The organism is Halomonas sp. McD50-4 (genome assembly GCF_022348135.1).
Lineage (GTDB): Bacteria > Pseudomonadota > Gammaproteobacteria > Pseudomonadales > Halomonadaceae > Vreelandella > Vreelandella piezotolerans.
In genome coordinates this window covers 204,440-225,141 of the sequence record NZ_JAKRFG010000005.1, presented here as the reverse complement: position 1 = coordinate 225,141, position 20,702 = coordinate 204,440, and the positions used below count along the sequence as shown (strand labels likewise).

18 protein-coding genes and 2 riboswitches are annotated in these 20,702 nt (G+C 59.7%); of the genes, 11 read left to right on the top strand and 7 right to left on the bottom strand.

Annotation, left to right across the window (positions count from 1 at the left end; genetic code table 11):
* Nucleotides 1-4 precede the first annotated feature (4 nt).
* Both MHM85_RS08555 and MHM85_RS08550 read left to right on the top strand, forming a co-directional pair.
* The gene (locus tag MHM85_RS08555) at nucleotides 5-1,507 is read left to right on the top strand and encodes a CoA-acylating methylmalonate-semialdehyde dehydrogenase (RefSeq protein WP_219862087.1); all 1,503 of its coding nucleotides are present in this window, start codon (nucleotides 5-7) and stop codon (nucleotides 1,505-1,507) included.
* 75 nt (nucleotides 1,508-1,582) lie between these two features.
* Complete coding sequence (locus MHM85_RS08550) at nucleotides 1,583-2,725, top strand: Gfo/Idh/MocA family oxidoreductase (protein WP_219862085.1); 1,143 nt, start codon at nucleotides 1,583-1,585, stop codon at nucleotides 2,723-2,725.
* Nucleotides 2,726-2,803: 78 nt separating this feature from the next.
* On the opposite strand, the gene mgtE is transcribed toward MHM85_RS08550, so the two are convergent.
* From mgtE to MHM85_RS08535, 3 genes are all read right to left on the bottom strand, one after another.
* The gene (mgtE, locus tag MHM85_RS08545) at nucleotides 2,804-4,162 is read right to left on the bottom strand and encodes a magnesium transporter (RefSeq protein WP_139525878.1); all 1,359 of its coding nucleotides are present in this window, start codon (nucleotides 4,160-4,162) and stop codon (nucleotides 2,804-2,806) included.
* Nucleotides 4,163-4,318: 156 nt separating this feature from the next.
* Nucleotides 4,319-4,660, bottom strand: a complete 342-nt coding sequence (locus MHM85_RS08540) for a DUF6482 family protein (protein WP_239285718.1) — start codon at nucleotides 4,658-4,660, stop codon at nucleotides 4,319-4,321.
* A gap of 117 nt (nucleotides 4,661-4,777) precedes the next feature.
* The gene (locus tag MHM85_RS08535) at nucleotides 4,778-5,113 is read right to left on the bottom strand and encodes a hypothetical protein (RefSeq protein ID WP_219862083.1); all 336 of its coding nucleotides are present in this window, start codon (nucleotides 5,111-5,113) and stop codon (nucleotides 4,778-4,780) included.
* 185 nt (nucleotides 5,114-5,298) lie between these two features.
* Between MHM85_RS08535 and MHM85_RS08530 the strand changes: the two genes are divergently transcribed.
* The gene (locus MHM85_RS08530; protein WP_219862081.1) at nucleotides 5,299-6,192 is read left to right on the top strand and encodes a LysR substrate-binding domain-containing protein; all 894 of its coding nucleotides are present in this window, start codon (nucleotides 5,299-5,301) and stop codon (nucleotides 6,190-6,192) included.
* 100 nt (nucleotides 6,193-6,292) lie between these two features.
* Here MHM85_RS08530 and MHM85_RS08525 read toward each other — a convergent pair whose 3' ends face one another.
* Nucleotides 6,293-7,309 (bottom strand): 1-aminocyclopropane-1-carboxylate deaminase, encoded by a 1,017-nt coding sequence (locus MHM85_RS08525; protein ID WP_219862078.1) that lies wholly within the window; start codon nucleotides 7,307-7,309, stop codon nucleotides 6,293-6,295.
* 234 nt (nucleotides 7,310-7,543) lie between these two features.
* Between MHM85_RS08525 and MHM85_RS08520 the strand changes: the two genes are divergently transcribed.
* Together MHM85_RS08520 and MHM85_RS08515 are read left to right on the top strand one after the other, a co-directional pair.
* On the top strand, nucleotides 7,544-8,023 hold the full coding sequence (locus MHM85_RS08520; protein ID WP_231125584.1) for an Lrp/AsnC family transcriptional regulator: 480 nt from the start codon (nucleotides 7,544-7,546) through the stop codon (nucleotides 8,021-8,023).
* 134 nt (nucleotides 8,024-8,157) lie between these two features.
* A complete protein-coding gene (locus tag MHM85_RS08515; protein WP_239285716.1) occupies nucleotides 8,158-10,287 on the top strand; it encodes a PhoX family phosphatase in 2,130 nt (709 codons plus the stop codon).
* A 70-nt stretch (nucleotides 10,288-10,357) separates the two neighbouring features.
* On the opposite strand, the gene MHM85_RS08510 is transcribed toward MHM85_RS08515, so the two are convergent.
* Nucleotides 10,358-11,008, bottom strand: coding sequence for a TetR/AcrR family transcriptional regulator (locus tag MHM85_RS08510; protein WP_219862074.1), 651 nt, complete (start codon nucleotides 11,006-11,008; stop codon nucleotides 10,358-10,360).
* A 99-nt stretch (nucleotides 11,009-11,107) separates the two neighbouring features.
* Here MHM85_RS08510 and MHM85_RS08505 point away from each other — a divergent pair, with 99 nt between their 5' ends.
* The 3 genes from MHM85_RS08505 (at nucleotide 11,108) to MHM85_RS08495 (ending at nucleotide 16,412) form a co-directional block, all read left to right on the top strand.
* Nucleotides 11,108-12,262 (top strand): efflux RND transporter periplasmic adaptor subunit, encoded by a 1,155-nt coding sequence (locus tag MHM85_RS08505; protein WP_219862072.1) that lies wholly within the window; start codon nucleotides 11,108-11,110, stop codon nucleotides 12,260-12,262.
* The gene (locus tag MHM85_RS08500; protein ID WP_219862070.1) at nucleotides 12,252-15,305 is read left to right on the top strand and encodes an efflux RND transporter permease subunit; all 3,054 of its coding nucleotides are present in this window, start codon (nucleotides 12,252-12,254) and stop codon (nucleotides 15,303-15,305) included. The genes MHM85_RS08505 and MHM85_RS08500 overlap by 11 nt, the downstream gene beginning before the upstream one ends.
* Before the next feature lie 189 nt (nucleotides 15,306-15,494).
* The gene (locus MHM85_RS08495) at nucleotides 15,495-16,412 is read left to right on the top strand and encodes a GGDEF domain-containing protein (protein WP_219862068.1); all 918 of its coding nucleotides are present in this window, start codon (nucleotides 15,495-15,497) and stop codon (nucleotides 16,410-16,412) included.
* Nucleotides 16,413-16,472: 60 nt separating this feature from the next.
* Here MHM85_RS08495 and MHM85_RS08490 read toward each other — a convergent pair whose 3' ends face one another.
* Entirely contained in the window at nucleotides 16,473-17,714 is a 1,242-nt protein-coding gene (locus tag MHM85_RS08490; RefSeq protein WP_239285714.1) for a D-amino acid dehydrogenase, read from the bottom strand.
* 60 nt (nucleotides 17,715-17,774) lie between these two features.
* A riboswitch (glycine riboswitch) is annotated at nucleotides 17,775-17,882 on the bottom strand.
* Between the two features lie 8 nt (nucleotides 17,883-17,890).
* Nucleotides 17,891-17,981: riboswitch (glycine riboswitch) on the bottom strand.
* 201 nt (nucleotides 17,982-18,182) lie between these two features.
* On the opposite strand from MHM85_RS08490, the gene MHM85_RS08485 reads away from it, so the two are divergent.
* Nucleotides 18,183-18,476: a hypothetical protein gene (locus tag MHM85_RS08485; protein ID WP_153842973.1), complete on the top strand. Its 294-nt coding sequence runs from the start codon at nucleotides 18,183-18,185 to the stop codon at nucleotides 18,474-18,476.
* A gap of 157 nt (nucleotides 18,477-18,633) precedes the next feature.
* Complete coding sequence (locus MHM85_RS08480; RefSeq protein WP_153842974.1) at nucleotides 18,634-19,161, top strand: HPP family protein; 528 nt, start codon at nucleotides 18,634-18,636, stop codon at nucleotides 19,159-19,161.
* On the opposite strand, the gene MHM85_RS08475 is transcribed toward MHM85_RS08480, so the two are convergent.
* The gene (locus tag MHM85_RS08475) at nucleotides 19,152-19,739 is read right to left on the bottom strand and encodes a gamma-glutamylcyclotransferase (RefSeq protein WP_219862063.1); all 588 of its coding nucleotides are present in this window, start codon (nucleotides 19,737-19,739) and stop codon (nucleotides 19,152-19,154) included. The two genes, MHM85_RS08480 and MHM85_RS08475, sit on opposite strands and share 10 nt — an antisense overlap.
* 38 nt (nucleotides 19,740-19,777) lie before the next feature.
* Here MHM85_RS08475 and MHM85_RS08470 point away from each other — a divergent pair, with 38 nt between their 5' ends.
* Entirely contained in the window at nucleotides 19,778-20,701 is a 924-nt protein-coding gene (locus MHM85_RS08470) for a histone deacetylase (RefSeq protein ID WP_219862061.1), read from the top strand.
* Nucleotide 20,702 lies beyond the last annotated feature (1 nt).

The window sequence follows — 20,702 nt, the reverse complement described above, 5'->3', positions numbered from 1 at the left end:
TTGTATGAAGACGCTATCCCACTACCTCAGCGGCCAACATATCGCTGGTCAAAGCCAGCGTACTGCAACGGTCTATAATCCGGCCACCGGCGAACAAAGCGCCCAGGTAGCGCTAGCCACCGCCGATGAAACTCGTGAAGCCGTGCGTATCGCCGACGAAGCCTTCGCCGTTTGGTCAAAAGGCTCGCCGCTAAAGCGCGCGCGTATTCTGTTTAAGTTTAAAGCGCTGGTTGAGGAGCACACCGATGAGCTGGCACGCCTCATCTCCAGTGAGCACGGCAAGGTGTTTTCTGACGCCAAAGGCGAAGTGACCCGCGGCCTGGAAGTGGTTGAGTTTGCCTGCGGCATTCCCCACCTGCAGAAGGGCGAGCACTCCATGAACGTCGGCAGTGGCGTTGATAGTTACTCGATGATGCAGCCGCTGGGCGTGTGTGCAGGTATCTCACCGTTCAACTTCCCCGCGATGGTGCCTATGTGGATGTTCCCCATCGCTTTGGCCTGCGGCAACACTTTCGTCATGAAGCCTTCGGAAAAAGATCCCTCCACGCCGCTGCGCCTAGCGGAGCTGCTTAAAGAGGCGGGCCTGCCGGATGGTGTCTTTAACGTCGTCAATGGCGATAAAGAAGCTGTCGATGTGCTGCTCACCGATGAGCGTGTTCAGGCGGTAAGTTTTGTGGGTTCCACCCCCATCGCCGAGTACATCTACGCTACCGCATCAGCGCATGGCAAGCGTGTTCAGGCGCTGGGCGGGGCTAAAAACCATATGGTGATTATGCCCGATGCGGATCTCGACCAAGCCGTGGGTGCCCTGATGGGCGCGGCCTATGGCTCAGCAGGCGAGCGCTGTATGGCAATTTCCGTTGCTGTACCCGTGGGCGAAGATACCGCCAACCGCCTGCGTGAAAAGCTGGTGGCTGAATTGGATAAATTGACGGTCGGGCCTGGCCTGGTTGATGGTCCTGATAATGATATGGGGCCGCTCATCACCCGCGAGCATCGCGACAAGGTGGCGGACTATATTCAGGTTGGTGTGGATGAAGGCGCCGAGCTGGTGGTGGACGGCCGCCAGACCACGATAGAGGGCGCAGGCGATGGCTACTTTATCGGCGGCACGCTGTTCGATCATGTAACGCCAGACATGCGTATCCACTCTGAAGAAATTTTCGGTCCGGTACTGGCGATGGCCCGCGTGGCGAGCTTCGACGAAGCGGTCAGCATGATCAACGCCCATGAATATGGCAACGGCACGGCGATCTTTACCCGGGATGGCGATGCGGCGCGTCAGTACTGCGAACAGATCCAGGTCGGCATGGTCGGCGTTAACGTGCCGATTCCGGTGCCCATGGCTTTCCACAGTTTCGGCGGCTGGAAGCGTTCGCTGTTTGGCCCGCTGCACATGCACGGCCCCGACGGCGTGCGTTTCTACACCCGCATGAAAACCATCACCCAGCGCTGGCCCAGCGGTATTCGTGAAGAGACCAACCACTTCACCATGCCGACCATGTAAGCAGTCTACGGGGCACGACACCCTTCAGCGCCGGGCTCTGCCCGGCGTCATTGTTTCGACATAGGGATAATCACAATGAAAACCCTCAAGATTGGCCTCATTGGCACCGGTTTTATGGGCAAAGCCCACGCCATTGCGTTTAATGCGGCGCCCAGCGTGTTTGAACTGCCTGCCAAACCGGTATGCGAACTGTTGGCGGATGCTGATCTCGCCACTGCAGAGCGCCGTGCACGTGCCTGGGGCTTTGCCCGCGCCACCGACGACTGGCGTGCCTTGGTGGCAGACGGTAACGTGGACTTGGTGGATATCTACGCGCCCAATTTTCTGCATAAAGAGATGGCCCTGGCCGCCATTGCCGCAGGCAAGCATGTTTACGCTGAAAAGCCGCTGGCGCTAAACAGCGTCGATGCCGATGAGATGGTCACCGCGGCGGAGAAGGCGGGTGTCAAAACTCTGGTGGGTTTTAACTACATTCGTAATTCCACCACCCAGCTAGCCCGCCAAATGGTTGCCAGCGGTGAAATTGGCGAGCTGATTCACTTTCGTGGCCGACACAACGAGGATTATCTGCTCGACCCGCGAAAGCCCCACGATTGGCATACGCAGCGGGCGACTGCTGGCGCCGGAGCGCTAGGCGATGTGGGGTCGCATATTCTCAATATGGCCGAGTTTTTGACCGGGCAACGTATTACCGAGGTATGCGGCCAGCTTCAGACGGTAATCCCAATGCGACCGAAGGCTGACGGTAGTGGTATGGCCACAGTGGAAAATGACGATCAAGCCCAAGCCATGCTGCGGTTTGACCAGGGGTTAATCGGCAATATCGAAACGTCACGGGTGGCGGCTGGACGCAAAATGGGCTTGGCTTATACGCTAACGGGCACCAAAGGCGCTATCGTGTTCGATCAAGAACGCATGAGCGAGCTGCAGCTCTATCGCCATGGCGATGTACCGGGGAGGCGCGGTTTCACTACCTTGTTGGCGGGGCCCGAACACCCAGACTATGCCGCTTTCAGCCCGGCACCGGGTCATGGATTGGGCTATAACGATCAGAAGATCATCGAAGTGCGCGATCTAGTGGAAGGCATTATCGACGATCGTCCTCTTTATCCGGAGTTTCGCGAAGCCGCGCGAGTGAACCGCCTGATCGATGCCATCGAAGCGTCTCATCGGCAAGGTGGCTGGGTGGTGGTGGAGAGCCTGAGCGCTCCCGCGTAGACCGAGATGATTGGCGAGTCGTTAGGCAGTCCACTGACACTGACGTCAGCTCTTCAGTGCCAGTGGGCGTGCCAATGATCACAAAATAATCACCGTCGCCAGCCCTAAGAATGACAGAAAACCCACCACATCCGTGACCGTCGTCAGAATCACCGCGCCGGAGAGGGCGGGGTCGATTTGTAAGCGTTTCAGCACCAGCGGAATGAGCACGCCGGAGAGGTTGGCGAGGCTCATGTTAATGAAGATGGCTAACGTGATGACCAGGGTAATCAGCGGGTCGCTAAACCACAGATAGGAAATGCCGCCTACCACCAGGGCCCATACCAGGCCGTTGCTCATGCCCACCCACAGCTCTTTGTTATAGAGCCACTGTTTGTTGTTACCCGCGATTTGGCCGAGCGCCAAGCCGCGTATGACCACGGTCAGGGTTTGGCTACCGGCAATGCCGCCCATGCTGGCGACGACAGGCATAAGGATGGCCAGGGCGACGATTTGATCCAGCACCGCTTCGAACTGGCCGATGACGAAGGCGGCGAGGAAGGCGGTGAGCAGGTTGATGCCCAGCCAAATGCCGCGGCTCTTGGCACTGCGTAGAATGGGGGTGAACACCTCTTCTTCGTCGCTCACACCCGACATGTGCTTCAAGGTCATGTCGGCGTCGTCCTGGGTGATTTCCAGTACGTCGGCGGCGTTCAGCTGGCCGACCAGCAGTCCGTCGCTGTTGCACACCGGCACGAAGGGCAGCTCTTTGGAGCGCAACAGGGCGGCGGCGTCGCTGACCTTCATTTGGTCATTCAGCGAGTAGGGCGCATCGTCCATAAACGCGTCGACGGTACTCTCCTGGGGCTGTTTGACCAAGTCGATCAGCGTCAGGGTGCCCAGTAGGCGCTTGTCCTTGTCGGTGATCATGATCTGCTGCGAGTCGTCGTCTAGCAGATGGTGAATCCGGATGTAGCGCTGCACGGCTTCCAACGACACGCCCTGCTTTACGTTGACCGTCTCTGGGTCCATGTAACGGCCGACCATGTCCTCTTCATAGGTATAGAGGTTCTCGACCTGAGCGCGAATCTCCTGGTCCAGGCTGGCGTAGACGGTGGTTTTGATTTCTTCATCGGCGACATCGAGGACTTCGGCGACTTCCTGAGCATCCAAGCCTTTAACGATTTGCTCGACGTCGCTGGCGGTCAGGTCTTCGATGTAATCGGCGCGAATGTCCTCGTCGACTTCGGCAAGTACTTCGCCGAGCATCGCTTCTGGAATGTACTCCCACAGCCGGTCACGGGTTTTGGCAGGAAAAGACTCAAGGGTGCGCGCAATCGCTAAAATATCGAGCTCATTGAACAGCTCGTTCAGGGCAACCGTATCTTCCTCGTCGAGCAATTTTTGAAGATAGAGAAGCTGCTCCTCGGTGTTGGTGTATTTCTCTTCATCGCGCATAGAGTCCATCCTTTGGTCATTAATTTTTAACACAACTACTTGAAAGCGCTCGATGGCTCACTATGAATCTTATCGGCAGCCGCAGTTGAAAGCCATGCAGGCTTTTTTACCCTCATGACCAGGTCCCTCTAGTCGCCCAGGTGAAACGGGAACGTGTCAGTGCCGAGTTACAAAGGCCACGCGTACGCCATGCTGAAGCCGCTGTTGGGCAGAAACAGGTGGCGTAGGATGGCCGATCATCTCATCGGCTGCATCGGCCCAAGTAAGAATTCCGTGGGTGAAACCCAGCGGTGCCAGCGTGCGGCTTACCCACTGGGTACCACTAAAACGCTTCGTGTCGCCCTGAGAATCGACTAATAGGCTGACCGATTCATCGCGGTGCAGTCGCACGATATACCAGCCCATATCAATCCCATGCAGCTCAACGTCGGGCAGCGGCTTGGCCAGTTGGGCAAGCGCATCCAGGGTTATACGAGGAGGAAGGGGCAAAACCATCATGGCACCTCATTGGCTCAACGGTGTTTATGTAGAGTCTAATGATTGTGATGGTTTTGCATAGTTTTTGGAGATAAGAAGAAACTCCTCTGCCGTCCTAAGGGCGACGCCTTTCTGAGGTTAGCGGTGCAGGATATGACACTTTTTCTGCCGAGCCTTTAACGCCTGTAGGGCATCGACCCTTAATGGCAGCTGGTTGGCCCAGAGGATGTCTTCTCGGCGATGGCCAATATCGCGCAGTATCTGATCGTCGTATTTCAGTAGTGACACTATATGCCTGCGGAACAGCCAGCGCCGCCGACAGCGCCACCAAGCCATATCGATGACACGGATCAGTCGCATTGATGGCATGGCCGGCATGTAAAACGGCAACTGGGGTGGCTTGGGGGGTGGTGCCAAGCGGCTGGCTTTCTCCCAAGCGTGCTGGGCATGTTGGCAAGGGGTTTCAAACGTCATCGCGCACCTCCATCGTTGCTTCCGCTTTATCCAAGGCGGTACCTCCCCAGCGACTGGGCAGGTGTGAACTGTGATGAGTAAGTAGGAGGGTCGCGACCTCTGACTAGCAGCTTGGTGCTTTGCCTTGGATCAATCAAACGAAAAGATTTACACTGAGGGTTAAGTTTTTTTGAAAGGTGAGCGTGATGAGCCAACTCTCTACCCTGCCACCCAGTCGGGTCGCCTTGCCGCTATTGGATAGCGAAGTGTTGCGCACCTTTGTAACGATTGCGGAAAGTGGCAGCTTTACCCGTGCCGCCCAACAGCTATGTCGCACACCTTCCGCCTTGAGTATGCAAATTAAACGCTTGGAGGAGACGCTTGGCCAGACGCTCTTTGTACGCGAAGCGCGGCACGTACGCTTGACGACCGAGGGAGCAGTGCTGCTGGGCTATGGTCGACGGCTACTTAAACTGAATGCAGAGGCCGTGACCCAGTTTTTAGCCCCTACCATCGAGGGGCGTGTAGGGTTGGGGCTCACCGACGACGTGGTAGGTCGTATCCTGCCGACTGTATTGGCTCAGTTTGCTCGCTCGCACCCAGCGGTGCAGGTCGATGTCGAGGTGGGACGCAGCAAAGACCTGCTCGTCAGGCTGGACGAGGGCGAACTTGATCTCGCCCTCGTGATGGCTGGGGGGCCTGGCCAGGCTGGACGAGGAGAGATCGTCCATAGCGAACCGCTGGTGTGGGCGGGCCGTGAGGATGGCGTTGCCGTACAGCGCTCGCCACTGCCGGTGACGCTAGCGCAACAGGGGTGTGCGTGGCGAAGAATTACCCTCGATGCCCTCGATCAAGCGGGTATCGCGTACCGAATTGCTTACTCCTGCGACCATTGTGCTGGGCAGGAGGCCGCCATGCTGGCTGACTTGGCCGTGACGGCTTTCCCCAAAAGCCTGGTTCGCTCGCCGCTCAAGCGTCTCCACAACGAATCGCTGCCCCCACTAGGCGATTACCAGGTAGCGCTGGTGAAGCGTCCAGGCGGTGGTAGTGCCAGTGAGGTTTTAGCCGAACGGGTGACCGAAGCCTTCCGAGAAGGGTAAGTCTTGTTCTTTGCATCCAGAGGGGGCAGTAGCGTCAAGCCCAATGGCCCGAGCAGTCGGCTGCTCGGGCCGTGGCACGGATCAGCGACGCTTGGTCTGGTCAGCCGTTGCGGAACAGGAAGCTGTAGGCATTGAGGGCGGGCACGCCGCCCAAGTGGGCATACAGCACTTTGGAGCCCGCCGGAAACTCCCCGTTGCGTACTTTATCAATCATCCCGTGCATGGATTTTCCCTCGTATACCGGGTCGGTGAGCACGCCTTCCAGGCGAGCGCAGAGGCGAATGGCCTCTAGCGTGCCGTCATTGGGCAGGCCGTATTCGGGGCCGCCGTAGCGGGTGTCCAGGATCACGTCGTCATCGGCAATGCCGCCTTCCAGTTCGACTAGCTCGGCGGTGTGGCGAGCAATCCGCAGGATCTGCGCACGGGTTTGCTCGGGCTTGGCCGAGGCGTCGATGCCAATCACCCGCTGGGCGCGGCCATCGGCGGCAAAGCCGACCACCATCCCGGCCTGGGTGCTGCCGGTCACCGAGCACACCACGATGTAGTCGAAGGTGAAGCCCAGCTCTTTCTCCTGCTGGCGCACCTCTTCGGCAAAGCCGACGAAGCCCAAACCGCCGTAGGGGTGTTCGGAACAGCCCGCGGGAATGGGGAATGGTTTGCCGCCCTGCTGGCGCACATCCTCCATGGCCTGCTCCCAGCTAGGGCGAATGCCGATATCGAAACCGGCTGCGTCCAGGCGAACGTCGGCCCCCATGATGCGCGACATCTCGATATTGCCGACCCGGTCATACACCGCATCGGAGTAGTTCACCCAGTTCTCCTGCACGAGGACGCACTTCATGCCCAGGTGCGCCGCGACGGCAGCCACCTGACGCGTCTGGTTGGACTGGATTCCGCCAATCGACACCAGCGTATCGCAGCCCTGCTCCAGCGCTTCGGGGATGAGGTACTCCAGTTTGCGGGTCTTGTTGCCGCCGAAAGCCAGGCCGCTGTTGCAGTCCTCGCGCTTGGCATACAGCTCGACCTTGCCGCCCAGATGGGCGCTCAGCCGTTTGAGGGGAGTGATCGGGGAGGGGCCGAACGTCAGTGGATAACGGGGGTAGCGTTCAAGGTTCATGGCAAGCTCCTGCGGTGACAGTCAATGCGATAGACAAGGATCGCTGGGTAACGGTGGTTGGAACGTTGGCGTGCTCACTGAGGTTTATAGTAGGCGTATGTGTGTCCAGGCGGGTTGCGAAATAAGGGGGTTATAAACAACAATGGATTGTCTGATTGCGTTTATAGGTTTGATTAATTCGTAAATTTATTCTTTGAGTAAATAATAATGTGTGCCAAACGAGCGGGAGGGGCCTTGGAGCCCCATGCCATGGGCGGTGAGCTGGATCGTATCGACAAGCGTATTCTCAAGCTGCTTCAGGAGGATGCGACGCTTTCCAATGTGGCGCTGGCCGAGCAGGTGAACCTCAGCCCTGCGGCCTGTTTGCGGCGTGTCGAAAAGCTGAAGCGGGACGGGGTGATCAGCCGGATCGTGGCCCACCTGAACCCGGAGCCCCTGCAGGCAGGCATGGTGGTGTTGATTGGCGTGGTGCTGGACCGCTCGACGCCAGAATCTTTTGCGGCGTTCGAGGCGGCGGCTCAAAAAGTGTCGGGCTGCATGGAGTGCCACGTGGTCACGGGGGAGTTCGACTACTTCATGCTGGTGCGCACCAGAGACAGCCAAAGCTTCAACCGGCTACACGCCGAGCAGTTGCTCTACCTGCCAGGCGTGCGTCAGATTCGTTCGTTCATGGGGCTGCGGGAGGTGGTGTCGACCCACAAGGTACCGATTTAGTCCTAATGGCCCACGGCATGCTCGGTCGTCAATAAACCGTCGTGATTGCGTCATACATCTTTCATCTTTACCTAATACTCTCCCTCGAAAACAACACGTAGTTCGTACGGGCTAATGATGACGAGGGGAGTACCATGAGCAAGGCAATCGAAGATCACCGCCTGTTTAACCACAGCCATAACCAGCCATTTGCCGAGGTACTGGCAAAGCACGTCTCTCGGCGCGATGTGATGCGGGGCGGCCTGGGGCTGGCGGCGTCGTCGATGTTGGGGTTTGGCGGCGCAGCCCAAGCGCTAGCAGGCGAGCAGGCCAAGACGCCGCTGACTCTCGCATTTGAAGCGGTGCGTGGTTCTCGCACCGATGCGGTGGTGGTACCGGAAGGCTATGTGGCCCAGGTGCTGGTGCCCTGGGGCACGCCGCTCACCCCATCCGCAGAGTGGCAGCCCGATCTACACATGACCGCCGAGCGCCAGGCCGATAGCGTTGGCATGAACCACGATGGTATGGCCGGATTCGCCTTGGATGTCGACAGCGCGTCGCGGCGTTTCGTGCTAGCGCTCAACAATGAGTATATCGAGCAGGATGCGCTATGGGCGCCCCAGGGTGGCCCTACCAATGCGGGAGGCAAACGCCCGGCGGAAGAGTCGCGCACCGAAATCAACGCCCATGGCGTCACCCTCGTGGAGGTTGAAAAAAACGCCAGCGGGCAGTGGTCGCACGTGACCGACTCTCCCTATAACCGCCGCTTCACCAGCGCCACGGTGATGGACCTTGCCGGCCCCGTGGCCGGTAGCGACTATGTGAAAACCCAATTCTCCCCTGACGGCACCCAAACCCGAGGTACTAACAACAACTGTGGTAACGGCGTGACCCCCTGGGGCACCTATATCGCCTGTGAAGAGAACTGGCCCGATATCTTCGTCAACCGTGGCGAGCGCTTCCCAGACGATGCACGCATCGGTATTCCTACTGATAAAAGCCGCTACGGTTGGGATACCTCGGCAGGCGACGCGACAGAGCAGAACGGCGAGTTCGCGCGCTTTGATATCACTCCGCGCGGTGAGCGTGCCGAAGATGACTACCGCAACGAAGCGCGTACCTTCGGCTACCAGGTCGAAGTCGACCCCTATAGCGGTGCTCGCGCGGTGAAACGCACGGCGCTGGGGCGTTTTCGTCATGAAGGATGCTGGTTGGGCAAGTTAGAAGCGGGCAAGCCGATCGTTTACTATTCAGGCCACGATGCCCGCAACGAATACGTCTACAAATACGTCTCTGATGCCGCCTGGGATCCCGCCGATGCCAACCGTCCCGGCGCGGAGTTCGACCGTCTCGCCATTGGCAGCAAATATATGGATAACGGCACGCTGTACGTGGCGCGCTTCCATGCCGATGGTAGCGGCGAGTGGCTGCCGCTCACACCGAGTGCCAAAACTCAGGATGGTCGCACGCTAGCTGCCGCACTGGGCCTAGCCGAGAACGACCTGGCGGGCATCATCATCAATACCTGCGATGCGGCCGACCTCATGGGCGCAACGCCAATGGACCGTCCCGAATGGGCGACGGTGGATCCGGCCTCCGGCGAGGTGTACCTGACGCTCACCAATAACTCCCAGCGCAGCGAAGAGGGCAGCGATGCGACCCTCACCAACGATGGCAGCGAGCTGGCCGAGCCGGGAGTAGGTTTCGCAACGGCGCCCGTGAACGCCGCGAACCCCCGTGCCAATAACGAAGCCGGGCACGTGATCCGTTGGCGGGAGAGCCGGTTGCCCAACGCCTTTACCTGGGAGGTCTTCGTGTTCGGCGCGGCGGCTGACGATGCGGACAATCACTCAGGTTTGAACGAGATGAACCAGTTTGCCAGCCCCGATGGCCTGTGGTTCGATGAGCGCGACGGTGGCCAAGGTATTCTGTGGATTCAAACCGACAACGGCTACGAAGGTGTTACCGAGCATACCAACGATCAGCTTTTGGCCGTGGTACCCAATGGGCTGGACGACATTCGCGGCACGGGCCCGGTCATCAACAGCAGCAACCAGCAGCAGCTCAAGCGCTTTGCGGTGGGTCCGAACGGCTGCGAAGTCACCGGTATCTTTGCCACGCCGGATAAAACCGCGCTGTTTATCAACATCCAACACCCCGGTAATTGGCCAGCAGATGGCAATGCCTTAGTGCAAGACGCCACTGCGTCAGCGAGTGGCCAGGTGCGCCCGCGTGCGGCCACCGTGGTCATCCAGAAGCGCGATGGAGGGCCGGTGGGGGTGTAAGTCGTTAACGTGGTAACGGCACTTGAAACAGTATTTCAAGCCCTGCAACTGCAGGGCTTTTTAGTCACCATCAGCGTCGTCCATACGCCGCCAAAAACACATCCACAGCGCTGGTGATCTGGCACTGTAGTTCCTCTTCGGTAGGCGGTGGGCGTACGCCCATGCGCACCTCCTTGGTCAGCATGCCTTGCCACATACTGCATAACTGGTCGGCGGCGCGCTCTGGGGCGGGGAGGCTCAGGTGGCCTGCGCTGGCCAACCCTTCCAGCTTCTCTTGCAGCCACTGGAGCATGGCCCAGGGGCCTGCCTCGAAAAACGCCAGCAGCAGCTTGGGGTGTTGCTCTCCCTGATGGCTCATCACACGCTCGACCGCCAGCACATGGGGTTCTAGTAAGAAGCGGACCATGCTCACCCCCACATCGATCAGCGATTGGCGCACCGCGTTGTGGGTATCGGGAAGCTGTGATAATCCCTGCCGAATCGTCGCGGTTTCGCGACGAATGACACTGCCAAATAGGGCTTCTTTCGACGCAAAGTGCCCATACACCGTCACTTTGGAAACGCCTGCCTCGCGGGCCACTGCCTCCATGGTCACGGCTTCTAAACCGTTACGAAAAAATAGGCACGCCGCGGCGTCCATCATCGCATTGCGTTTGGCCATGTCCTTCGGGCGGCCGACGCTGCGTTTGGGGTCGGATAACGGCGGTTGAGCGTCTGTCATGCAATAAACCCATGCCTATTAAAAAATAGTTATTGAACGGAAGCGTACACATATTATAGTAAACGCTACCGTTCAAGAATAAACCATTTCGAGGCCAACATGGGCACGTCAAAGACTTCTTGGGGACACCGGCTGCGGGGGGCGCTGGCAGCCCTGTCGATGATCGGTGCGACGCTGGTCGTGGTGGCCCTGGTAAGCAGCCAGCACAGCAGCGCCCAGCAGGCTCGGCAGCAGGGGGCGGATAACGCCTTGCTCCAAGTCGCCACGCTGCCGCTCGAACAAGCCGAAACGCTTACCCGTGAGGTGCGATTGACCGGGCGTGTGGTGGCGCGCCAGTCGGTGTCGTTGGCCTTCGAACCGGCCGGGCGGGTGGAATCCCTGTTAGCCGACCGAGGAGATGCCGTGGAGCAGGGCGACGTGCTGGCGAGTCTCGATACCCGGCGACTGGAGAGCCGCCTGGCCGAAGTAGCGGCGCGAAGCGAAGAGGCCCGTGCCAGTCTCGCGCTAGCCCAGCGTCAGGAAGAGCGAGAAGCGCAATTGAACCAGAGCAACTTTGCGAGTCGCACGGCGCTCGATCAGGCCCGCACTGACCGTTTGACCCTGCAGGCGCGCCTCTCTGCCCTGGCCGCCGAGCGCGATAGTCTGACGGCCGATCTAGAAGACAGCACGCTCAAAGCGCCGTTTACTGGCCGGGTGGTCGAGCGCTACATCGATGTTGGTAGCCTTGTGAGTAGCGGTACGACGGCGTTCGATTTGATTGACACGCGTCAGTTAGAGGCTCATCTCGGGCTACCCGCGCGTCTCGCGGCGACGTTTACCGTAGGCGAGTCCGTGACGCTGCAGGTGAACGGGCAAACGATCGCGGGCCAAGTACGGGCGCGGTTGCCTCAAGTGGATGGTGATAGTCGTACACAGACCCTGGTCGTGGCGATGACGGGCGACCATCGCGCCGTGCCAGGCGACTTGGCCGAACTGGATTACTCGATCAGCGAACCGGCGCGCGGTTACTGGGTGCCGCTAGCGGCGCTGCGTGCGGCCGACCGTGGCCTGTGGAACGTCTTGATTGCCGAACCGGATGAAGACGAGCGCTACCGGGTGGCGCAAGCCAGCGTCGAGCTACTGCATACCGAAGGAGATAGCGCCTTCGTGCGCGGCACCTTGGCGCCCGGCATGCATCTGATCCGCAGTGGTACTCACCGCATTACGCCAGGGCAGCAGGTCACGCTCAGTGAGGATGTCGCCCATGCGCATTGAGTGGCTGTTCAATCGCCGCCTGCTGGCGCTCATACTCGGTTTGCTCGTCGTCTCGGGGCTGTCGGCCATACAAACTCTGCCCAGGGCGGAAGACCCCCATTTGGTGGCACGCATGGCCACGGTGCTCGCGCCGTTTCCAGGCGCTACGCCGGAACAAATCGAAGCGTTGGTCGCGCGACCTATCGAGGATGAATTAAGGACCATCTCGGAAATTCACGTGTTGGAATCCACGTCGCGCCAAGGCATTGCGCTGCTGAGTGTGGAGCTGGGTGACGAGGTCACCGACGTCACGCCGGTATGGAGCCGCGTGCGCGACAAGCTCGGCGATGTCGCCCCGTCGTTGCCAGAGGGCGTGCAAACGCCTGAGCTGCTGGATGATCGCGGCTATGCGTTCAGTCTCGTCGCCGCGCTGCGCTGGACGCTAGACACGCCTCCCTCGCCGCCCGTCATGGAGCGTTACGCCGAGCGCCTGGAAGATGCGTTTCGCCAAGTGGCCGGCACCGAATATACCCACCGCTTTGGCGTCGCCGGCGAGCAGGTCGAGGTAGTGGTGGACCCCATGGAGCTCAATGCTCTCGGGCTATCAGTGGGGCAGTTGGCGGCCACCATCGAGGCCAGCGATGGGCGACGCACGGCGGGCGAAGTCGTGACCGAAGGACATCGGCTCACGGTAGGTCTGAGCGGCGAGTTCGACGCGCTGGATCGTCTGCGGGAGATCAACGTGACGACCCGGCAGGGACAGAGCGTCAAACTGGGCGAAATCGCCGAACTGCGCCGTGGTGTGCAAGACCCGCCCAACGCCGTGGCGCTGCTCGACGGTGAGCGCGCCGTCTATGTGGGCGCACGCATGGCGCCTGGTCAGCGGATCGATCTATGGGTAGCGCGGGCGCAGGAGCGACTGGCCGACTTCGCCGATGAGCTGCCGGTCGGTCTTGCCGTCGAAGAGGTCTTCGAGCAGGCCAGCTACACCAACCAGCGGCTGAGCGATGTAGCGCTCAGTCTGCTAATGGGCTTGGTATTGGTGGTCGCCATTCTATTTCTGACCATGGGGTGGCGTTCTGCCTTGACCGTGGGCTTGGCCATTCCCGCCACGGCGCTTCTGACACTGGCGCTATTCCGGCCGTTGGGCATGGAAATTCACCAAATGAGCATCATCGGCATCATTGTCGCGCTGGGACTAATGGTGGACAACGCCATCGTCATGACCAACGCCCTCCGGGAGCGCTTTTTACAAGGTGATTCTGCGCTGGCCGCGACCCGCGATGCGTTACGCCATTTAGCGGTGCCGCTGCTCGCCAGTACGCTGACGACCATTCTGGCGTTCATGCCCATCGTACTCATGCCAGGCCCGGCGGGAGAGTTCGTCGGACCGCTGGCCATGGCGGTCATGGTGGCGCTAGTGAGTTCGTACCTGGTCTCACTGTTTCTGGTGCCGGCGCTGTCACCCATGCTGCTGGCCAAGGTGGCGGCCAAACCGCCTGCCCCGCGCGACCATTCGCTGAAGCGTGCCTTTCGTGGCACGGTGCGGAGCGCGTTGCGCCACCCTGTGGCCGCCATGGTCATTACCCTCTGTGTGCCCGTGGGTGGAATCGCGTTAATGCCCACGCTAGACGTCGCATTTTTCCCGCCTGCCGATCGCGATCAGTTTCATATCGAAGTACGGCTACCCGCTGCCAGCAGCATCGCGCAAACGCAGGCCTTGGCCCATGAGGTGGAACACATGGTGCGGGAGGTGCCGGGCGTGCTACGCGTCTCTGCGTTCATCGGCGAAAGCGCTCCGATGATGTACTACAACGTGCTGACGAATGAAGATAATAACCCTGCTTTCTTGCACTTGATCGTGGATACAGAATCGTTAGACGTCACCAATCGGCAGGTGCCCCCCTTGCAACAGGCGTTGGATAGACGCTTTCCACAGGCCCAAAGCGTGGTGCGCAAATACGAGCAGGGGCCGCCGTTCAAGGCTCCCATCGAGCTGCGCGTCTATGGCAATGATTTGAACGTACTCTCGTCGCTCGGGCTCGAGCTAGCAGGCCTGATGCACCAGCTTCCCCAGGTGACTCATGTGCGCGCCGGGATGCAGCGAGATTTACCCCGCCTGATGCTGGATATCGACCAAACCGCGCTGAACAATGTCGGGCTATCGCCGCAAAATCTTGCCGAGCAGGTGGGGGCGGCGCTCTCTGGTCAACCCGCGGGCGTATTACTTGAAGACACCCAGCAGCTGCCCGTGCGCGTGCGCTATGCCGACGACTGGCGTACCGACGCCGAGCAGCTGGCGGCGTTACGCCTCGTCAGTGAGCACGCCAGCGAGGGATTACCGCTCGCGGCCGTCGCCGACAGCGGCTTGGTGCCTTCGTGGAGCGTCATTACCCGCCGCAACGCCGAGCGTGTCCAGCTCGTGCAAGGCTATCTGGTAGCCGATGCGCTGCCAGCCATCTCCATGGCACAGCTCGAGACCAAGCTTCAGGCGGCCATCGATTCGGGCCAGATACGTCTTCCCCCCGGTTATCGGATCGAAACCGGTGGTGAAGCCGCCGAGCGTGACGAAGCCGTCAGCCAACTGCTCGCGTCGGTGGTGCTGCTCGTCATTGCGATGTTGGCGACCGTGGTGCTGGCCTTTAACTCTTTCCGTCGTGCCGCCATCGTCTTTATCGCTGGGGCGCAGGCGATGGGCATGGGCATCGTGGCCCTACTGCTGAGCGGGCACGCGTTCGGGTTCGTGATCATCGTCGGCATCATGGGGTTGGTGGGGGTGGCGATCAACGCCACGATCATCATCATTGCTGCCTTCGATGACGATCCGGCTGCTCGGCAAGGGGATAGCGAGGCAATGTTGGCAGTGATCAGCGGGCCAACCAGCCGGCATATCGTGTCGACGACCATCACGACCTTTGCGGGGCTCATTCCGCTCATGGTCGCCGCCGGTGGGTTATGGCCTCCCTTCGCACAAACGGTGGGCTTTGGTCTACTCTTGGCCACATTAGTGTCGTTTTTCTTTACGCCAGCGCTCTATCGGCTTTGGGTCGCAAGAGCCGCGTAACGGTCGCTACTTTTCGCGTATTCATAACGTGGACTATATTGCTATTGAGTAAGCGCGCGTATCCTCCGTGTAATGGCGACGTGGCCAGTGCATCGAGGGTGCGTATTGTCGAAAGACGTTTCGCGCTTGGATATCACGGCTCGTTTCTGGGACGAAACGACCCCAACGCCGACTTTCATTGGATGAATTATGGTAGAAACATCGCAAGATCAAGAGCAAGGAGCGCCGCTGTCCATCAGCGAACCCAGCAGTCAGGCCGTCGCGATGCTTGGCAGGTGGCCCGATGGTGGTGGCATTCGGGTGCTGGATGTTAGCGAAGAGTACGTTCAATTTTGGGGGGGCGATCGCAACCGTTGGTTGGGGGCGTCCCCTAAAATCGTCCATCAAGCGGCGGCGAACGAGCACTTGTTGAGTCAGCTCGACCAAGCCTTGTCTGCCGGTGAGCTGAAGGTGGGATATTCGCTCTCCGGTCTGGATCATGAAGAGGAGGCGTTGCTCTCCAAAGCGCCACGACCGCTCATCGAGTGGCGTATCACCGCGATGTCGATGCCCGGCTATGCGTCGACCGTTCTAGTGCTAGTTCAGCGTGATATCACCCGGCGGGTGGAAAAAGAAGCCGAATTAAAGCGCCTCGCCACCACCGATATGCTGACCGGGCTGATGAATCGCTCAAGGTTCGATTACCTGCTGAAACACGAGCTAGGTCGCTTAAGCCGCTATGTGCGACCATTTTCGCTCATCATGCTCGACATCGACTATTTTAAAACGATCAACGATAGCCAAGGTCACGATGTGGGCGATCAAGTGCTGCGCGCGTTGGCAACGCTGCTGGAGACCAATTTGCGCAGCGCCGACTACTGCGCCCGCTGGGGAGGCGAGGAGTTCATCATTCTGGCTCCCGAAACGCCCCGCGAGCAAGCGGCCAAGCTCGCTGAGAAGATACGTCAGCGTATCGCTAGCGCCTCTTTTCCGGGGGCCGACCGTGTCACCGTTAGCTTGGGGGTTGCCGAGGCCGCTGCGCACGATACGCCCAAGAGCATGATGAAGCGGGTCGATAACGCGCTGTATCACGCCAAAGAGAGCGGACGGGATAGGGTCGCATGTTAGCCATGTTGGCCATGTTAACAAAGGGGCCTGGTGGTCCCTTTTCGTTATGGGTTACCGCGTCTAGCGGGTGATCGCGAGTGACGTGGCATGTGAGTGATCGACCGCGTCGGCGAGCATCTCGGCAGTGATCGCCGAGAGCGTCCAGCCTAGGTGGCCATGACCGGTATTGTAGAAAACGGTGGGCAATTTGCCGGGGCCGACCTTGGGCAGCATGTTCGGCATCATCGGGCGTAGCCCCGCCCACGGCACCACCCGCTGAGTACTCACACCTGGAAAGCACTGCTCCACCCAGCGCACCAGTGGCTGAATCCTGTCGTTACGAATGTCGCGGTTGGCGCCGTTGAACTCTGCCGTCCTCGCCACGCGGAAGCGGTCGTTGCCCAAGCGGCTGGTGACGAGTTTGGTCTCGTCGTCCAGCAGGCTGACCGTGGGGGCTGCTTGCTGAGAGGCGGCGTCATCCAACTGTACTGTGATGGAGTAGCCTTTGACCGGGTAGATGTTCATACGGTCGCCTAACTTGGCGGCGATGGCGCGACTGCCAATGCCCGCACACACCACTACGCTATCGAAGCTCTGATGAACCTCTTCGCCGTCGACCACCGCGCTGATCCAGGCGCTGCTCTCATCCGCACCCAGGTCGGTCACTTGATGACCGTAGTTGAGCTGCACGCCGCGTTTGGCAGCGGCTTTCGCCAAGCCGTTGGTGTACTTATGGATATCGCCCGTGGCATCGCTTTCGGTAAAGAAACCGCCGTAATAGTTACCCGCTAGGGTGGGCTCGATGGCGCGCATCTCTTCTGGGGTGACGGCGCGGCGCTCGAGCCCGCCTTTTTGGAGCAACTGTGACACCTTGGCTGCGTGCTCGTAGCCTGCTTTATCGCGGTAGATATGCAAAATGCCTTTTTGCTTCACATCGAACTCGATCTGCTCATCGCGGGCCCACTGAAACAAGTGCTCTCGGGCAGCAATCGCCAAGCGTGCTGTTTCGGTGGTGTTGTCGGCATAGCGGGGAATGGCGGCGATGAACTCGGCAAACCAGCTCAGCTTGTGCCAGGTGGGGCGAGGGTTGACGAGCAGCGGGGCGTCGCTTTTCAGCATCCAGCGCAGGCCTTTGATGACCGTGGGCCAGTGGTTCCATACCTCGGCATTCGAGGCGGACAGCTGACCGCCGTTGGCAAAGGAGGTTTCCATTGCCGCGTAGCGATGTTTCTCGAAGACGGTGACGTCAAAGCCGCGTTTAGCGAGGGCGTAGGCGCTGGTGATGCCGGTAATGCCACCGCCAATGACTGCAATGCGTTGCATGATGATCTCCACAGATTGTATGAGCGTCGGGCGATACCCTCAGCAAAGGTGTTTGCTAGGGGTACCCCTTCCGTCATGGAACCTGAGAGATTCACGCCAATGTGGTGGCGCTTGCTCCTTCGGTGGGTTGAGTGACGCCGTCATCAACCACTCTTCGGAACGTATTGGTAAAAACGTTAGCGATTGCGGTCCGTTGGCCTGAGAGTTTCCGGGGTCGTTGCTCCTTCGGCGCTGGTGTCGTGCACCAGTCTCTCCCGCACATGCATGCTTACTGTTGTAACGCGGAAGTGCTAAAAAGGGAATAGGCGAAAGGTGGAAGCTGCCCATGACGTGGTTTTGCCAGTTCGCGTGTTTTCACACACCGTGTTTTCACAAGCTGTGTTTTCACACACAATGCCGACTATCGTTGAGCACTTAACTTCCCGCTATTCTTTTTAGACGATCATCTTCGAGCAACGGACAACACGCATGCAGGCAAACGGATTTTTTGAAGGTATTGGTGAAGCGATTGGTGAGGCCATCCGCGTGGTGGTGGAGTTTTTGGTGGGAATCTTCACCAATTTTTTTGGTGCCTTCGATGACTTCATCGGCGGGCTGACGCGTTCGCTGGGCATCAACGACTCGTTCTTGAGCCTCGCGATACTGGTGATCGGTCTACTGATCCTATGGGGCGGGCTGCGAGCGTTTCTGCGCGGTTCCATCATCGGCGGCATTTTCCGCACGCTGGTGGCACTGTTTATCCTGTCGTGGCTGATGATGTAGCACCGCGGCGGGAGGGCAAACGCTAAAGCGTCGGCTCGTCCGGCTGTCTTCGGTAACGTTGGCTTGAGCGAATCTCATCTATCCATGACGCATTGTCATTTGCTTCTGTGGTGCATTTTGTCATCATCTGCACTCTTTTTGTGCAAAGGCGAGTGCGATGAAGACGTATCTTGGCAAAATGCGCGGAGAACGGACGCCGCGCCCTCGGGTGGGTTGGCAAGATGCCTGCTGGTCATGGCTGGGAGCCTTTACCGGCATGGCGCTGATTTGCTGGCTAAGCGTCGAATGGCTCTCCCAGCAGCTGTTGATCGTGGGCTCGTTCGGGGCAACCTCGGTGCTGATTTACGCGGCCCCGGAAAGTCCGTTTGCCCAGCCAAGCCACGTGCTGTTTGGTAGCGTGCTCTCTGCCTGTGTGGGGGTAGGCTGCTATCAATGGCTGGGCGCCACGCCCCTTTCCATGGCGCTGGCGGTGTCGCTCTCCATTTTGATCATGCAGCTCACCCATACCGTGCATCCGCCAGGAGCTGCCGCAGCGCTGATTGCCGTGGCAGGCGGCGCTAGCGTGCATCAATTGGGCTGGTGGTATCCGCTGATGCCCATTGGCGCGGGCTGCATCGTCATGCTGTTGGTCGCGATATTGGTCAATAACCTCGCCCGTCACCGCCGCTACCCGCGCTACTGGTAGCGCTGTAACTGCTCCTCCAGGGCAAAGATATGCGCATCCTCGGTGCCCAGTTCGCGCAGCGCCTGGGCCAGGTTGAGCAAGTAGGCGCTGTTGGGTCCGCTGGGGCCGTGGGCCTGGGCAATTTGTTGGGCGATCTCGGCCAGCGGCGCATCGCCTAAAAACGCTGGGTTATCCTCGCTGGCCAGATATATCAGCCCGTCGGTAGGCGCTTGTGCGGGGTCGGGATGGCCCGCTTCATCCAGAAAGGTCAGCGTGACTTTCTCCCGTAGATAGCCGTTTTTCTCCCGCACATCCAGCGGGGCAAGCACTTCTGGGGTGATGCGGTAGGCCATGCCGTGGCACACCGCGCCTTCGGCACGAATCAGGGTGGCCACACGTCCCGGCGCGTCCGGCGTGCCCCGGTGGTCGTGGGAGCCCTGCCAGAAGCGCCGCGCCCAGCCGGTAATGGCCGCCGGGCGCCGCTCTAGATACTCAAAATCGGCCTTCCAAATCAGCGAACCGTAGCCAAATAGCCAAATAGCCGCATGGCCGTCGAAGAAGTTTCTCTGCTGGTTTAACGTCGTGGTATCAAGCAACATAAGCGATCTACATTCGTGACCAAAGTGGCAACACGCGCATGGCGTTAACGGTGGTTCATCATCCGGGTTATACGATTGATTTGCCAGCCAATCATCCTTTTCCAATGGAAAAGTTTCGGGTGCTTCGGCAGCTGTTGGGCGAGCAAACGTTGGCGTGTCCCATCGAGTGGCACACGCCCCAGCCGGCCACCCTGGAAAGCCTGCAACGCGTGCATACCCGTGACTACGTGCATGCGTTTGTGCACGGTCAGCTCGATCGTGCCGCCCAGCGGCGCAGTGGATTCGTATGGTCCGAGGCCTTGGTGGAACGAGTGCGGCTGGAAACCGGCGGCACGCTGCTCACCCTGGAAGCGGCCCTGGCCACCGGGCTTGCCTGTAACTCGGCGGGCGGCACGCACCACGCCCATGCAGATGCCGCCAGCGGCTACTGCTTGATCAACGACTTAGCCGTGGCCGCCGCCCACGCGCTGGCGCAGGGCTGGGCAGAGCGGGTGCTGATCGTGGATTGCGACGTGCACCAGGGCGATGGCACCGCGCGCCTCTTTGAAAAGGTGCCAGGCGTGTTTACGTTGTCCATGCACGCGGCGCGAAACTTTCCCGCCCGCAAAGCAAAAAGCGACCTGGATATCGCCCTGCCCAACGGCATGGGCGATGCTGCGTATCTGGCCGAACTGACCTCTTGGCTGCCTGGGGTGCTTGCTGCCTACCAACCCGACGTGGTGCTCTACGATGCGGGGGTAGATGTGCATCACGACGACCGCCTGGGCTATTTATCGCTAAGCAGCGACGGGCTGTATGCCCGAGATCACTACGTGTTGAACCTCTGTCGCGAGGCGGCCATTCCCGTCGCGGCGGTGATTGGCGGTGGCTACGACCGCGATATCATCGCTCTCGCCGCACGCCACGCCCAGCTACACCGAGCCGCTGCGGATGTGCTGGCGGCTCATCCACGCTTTGACTGAA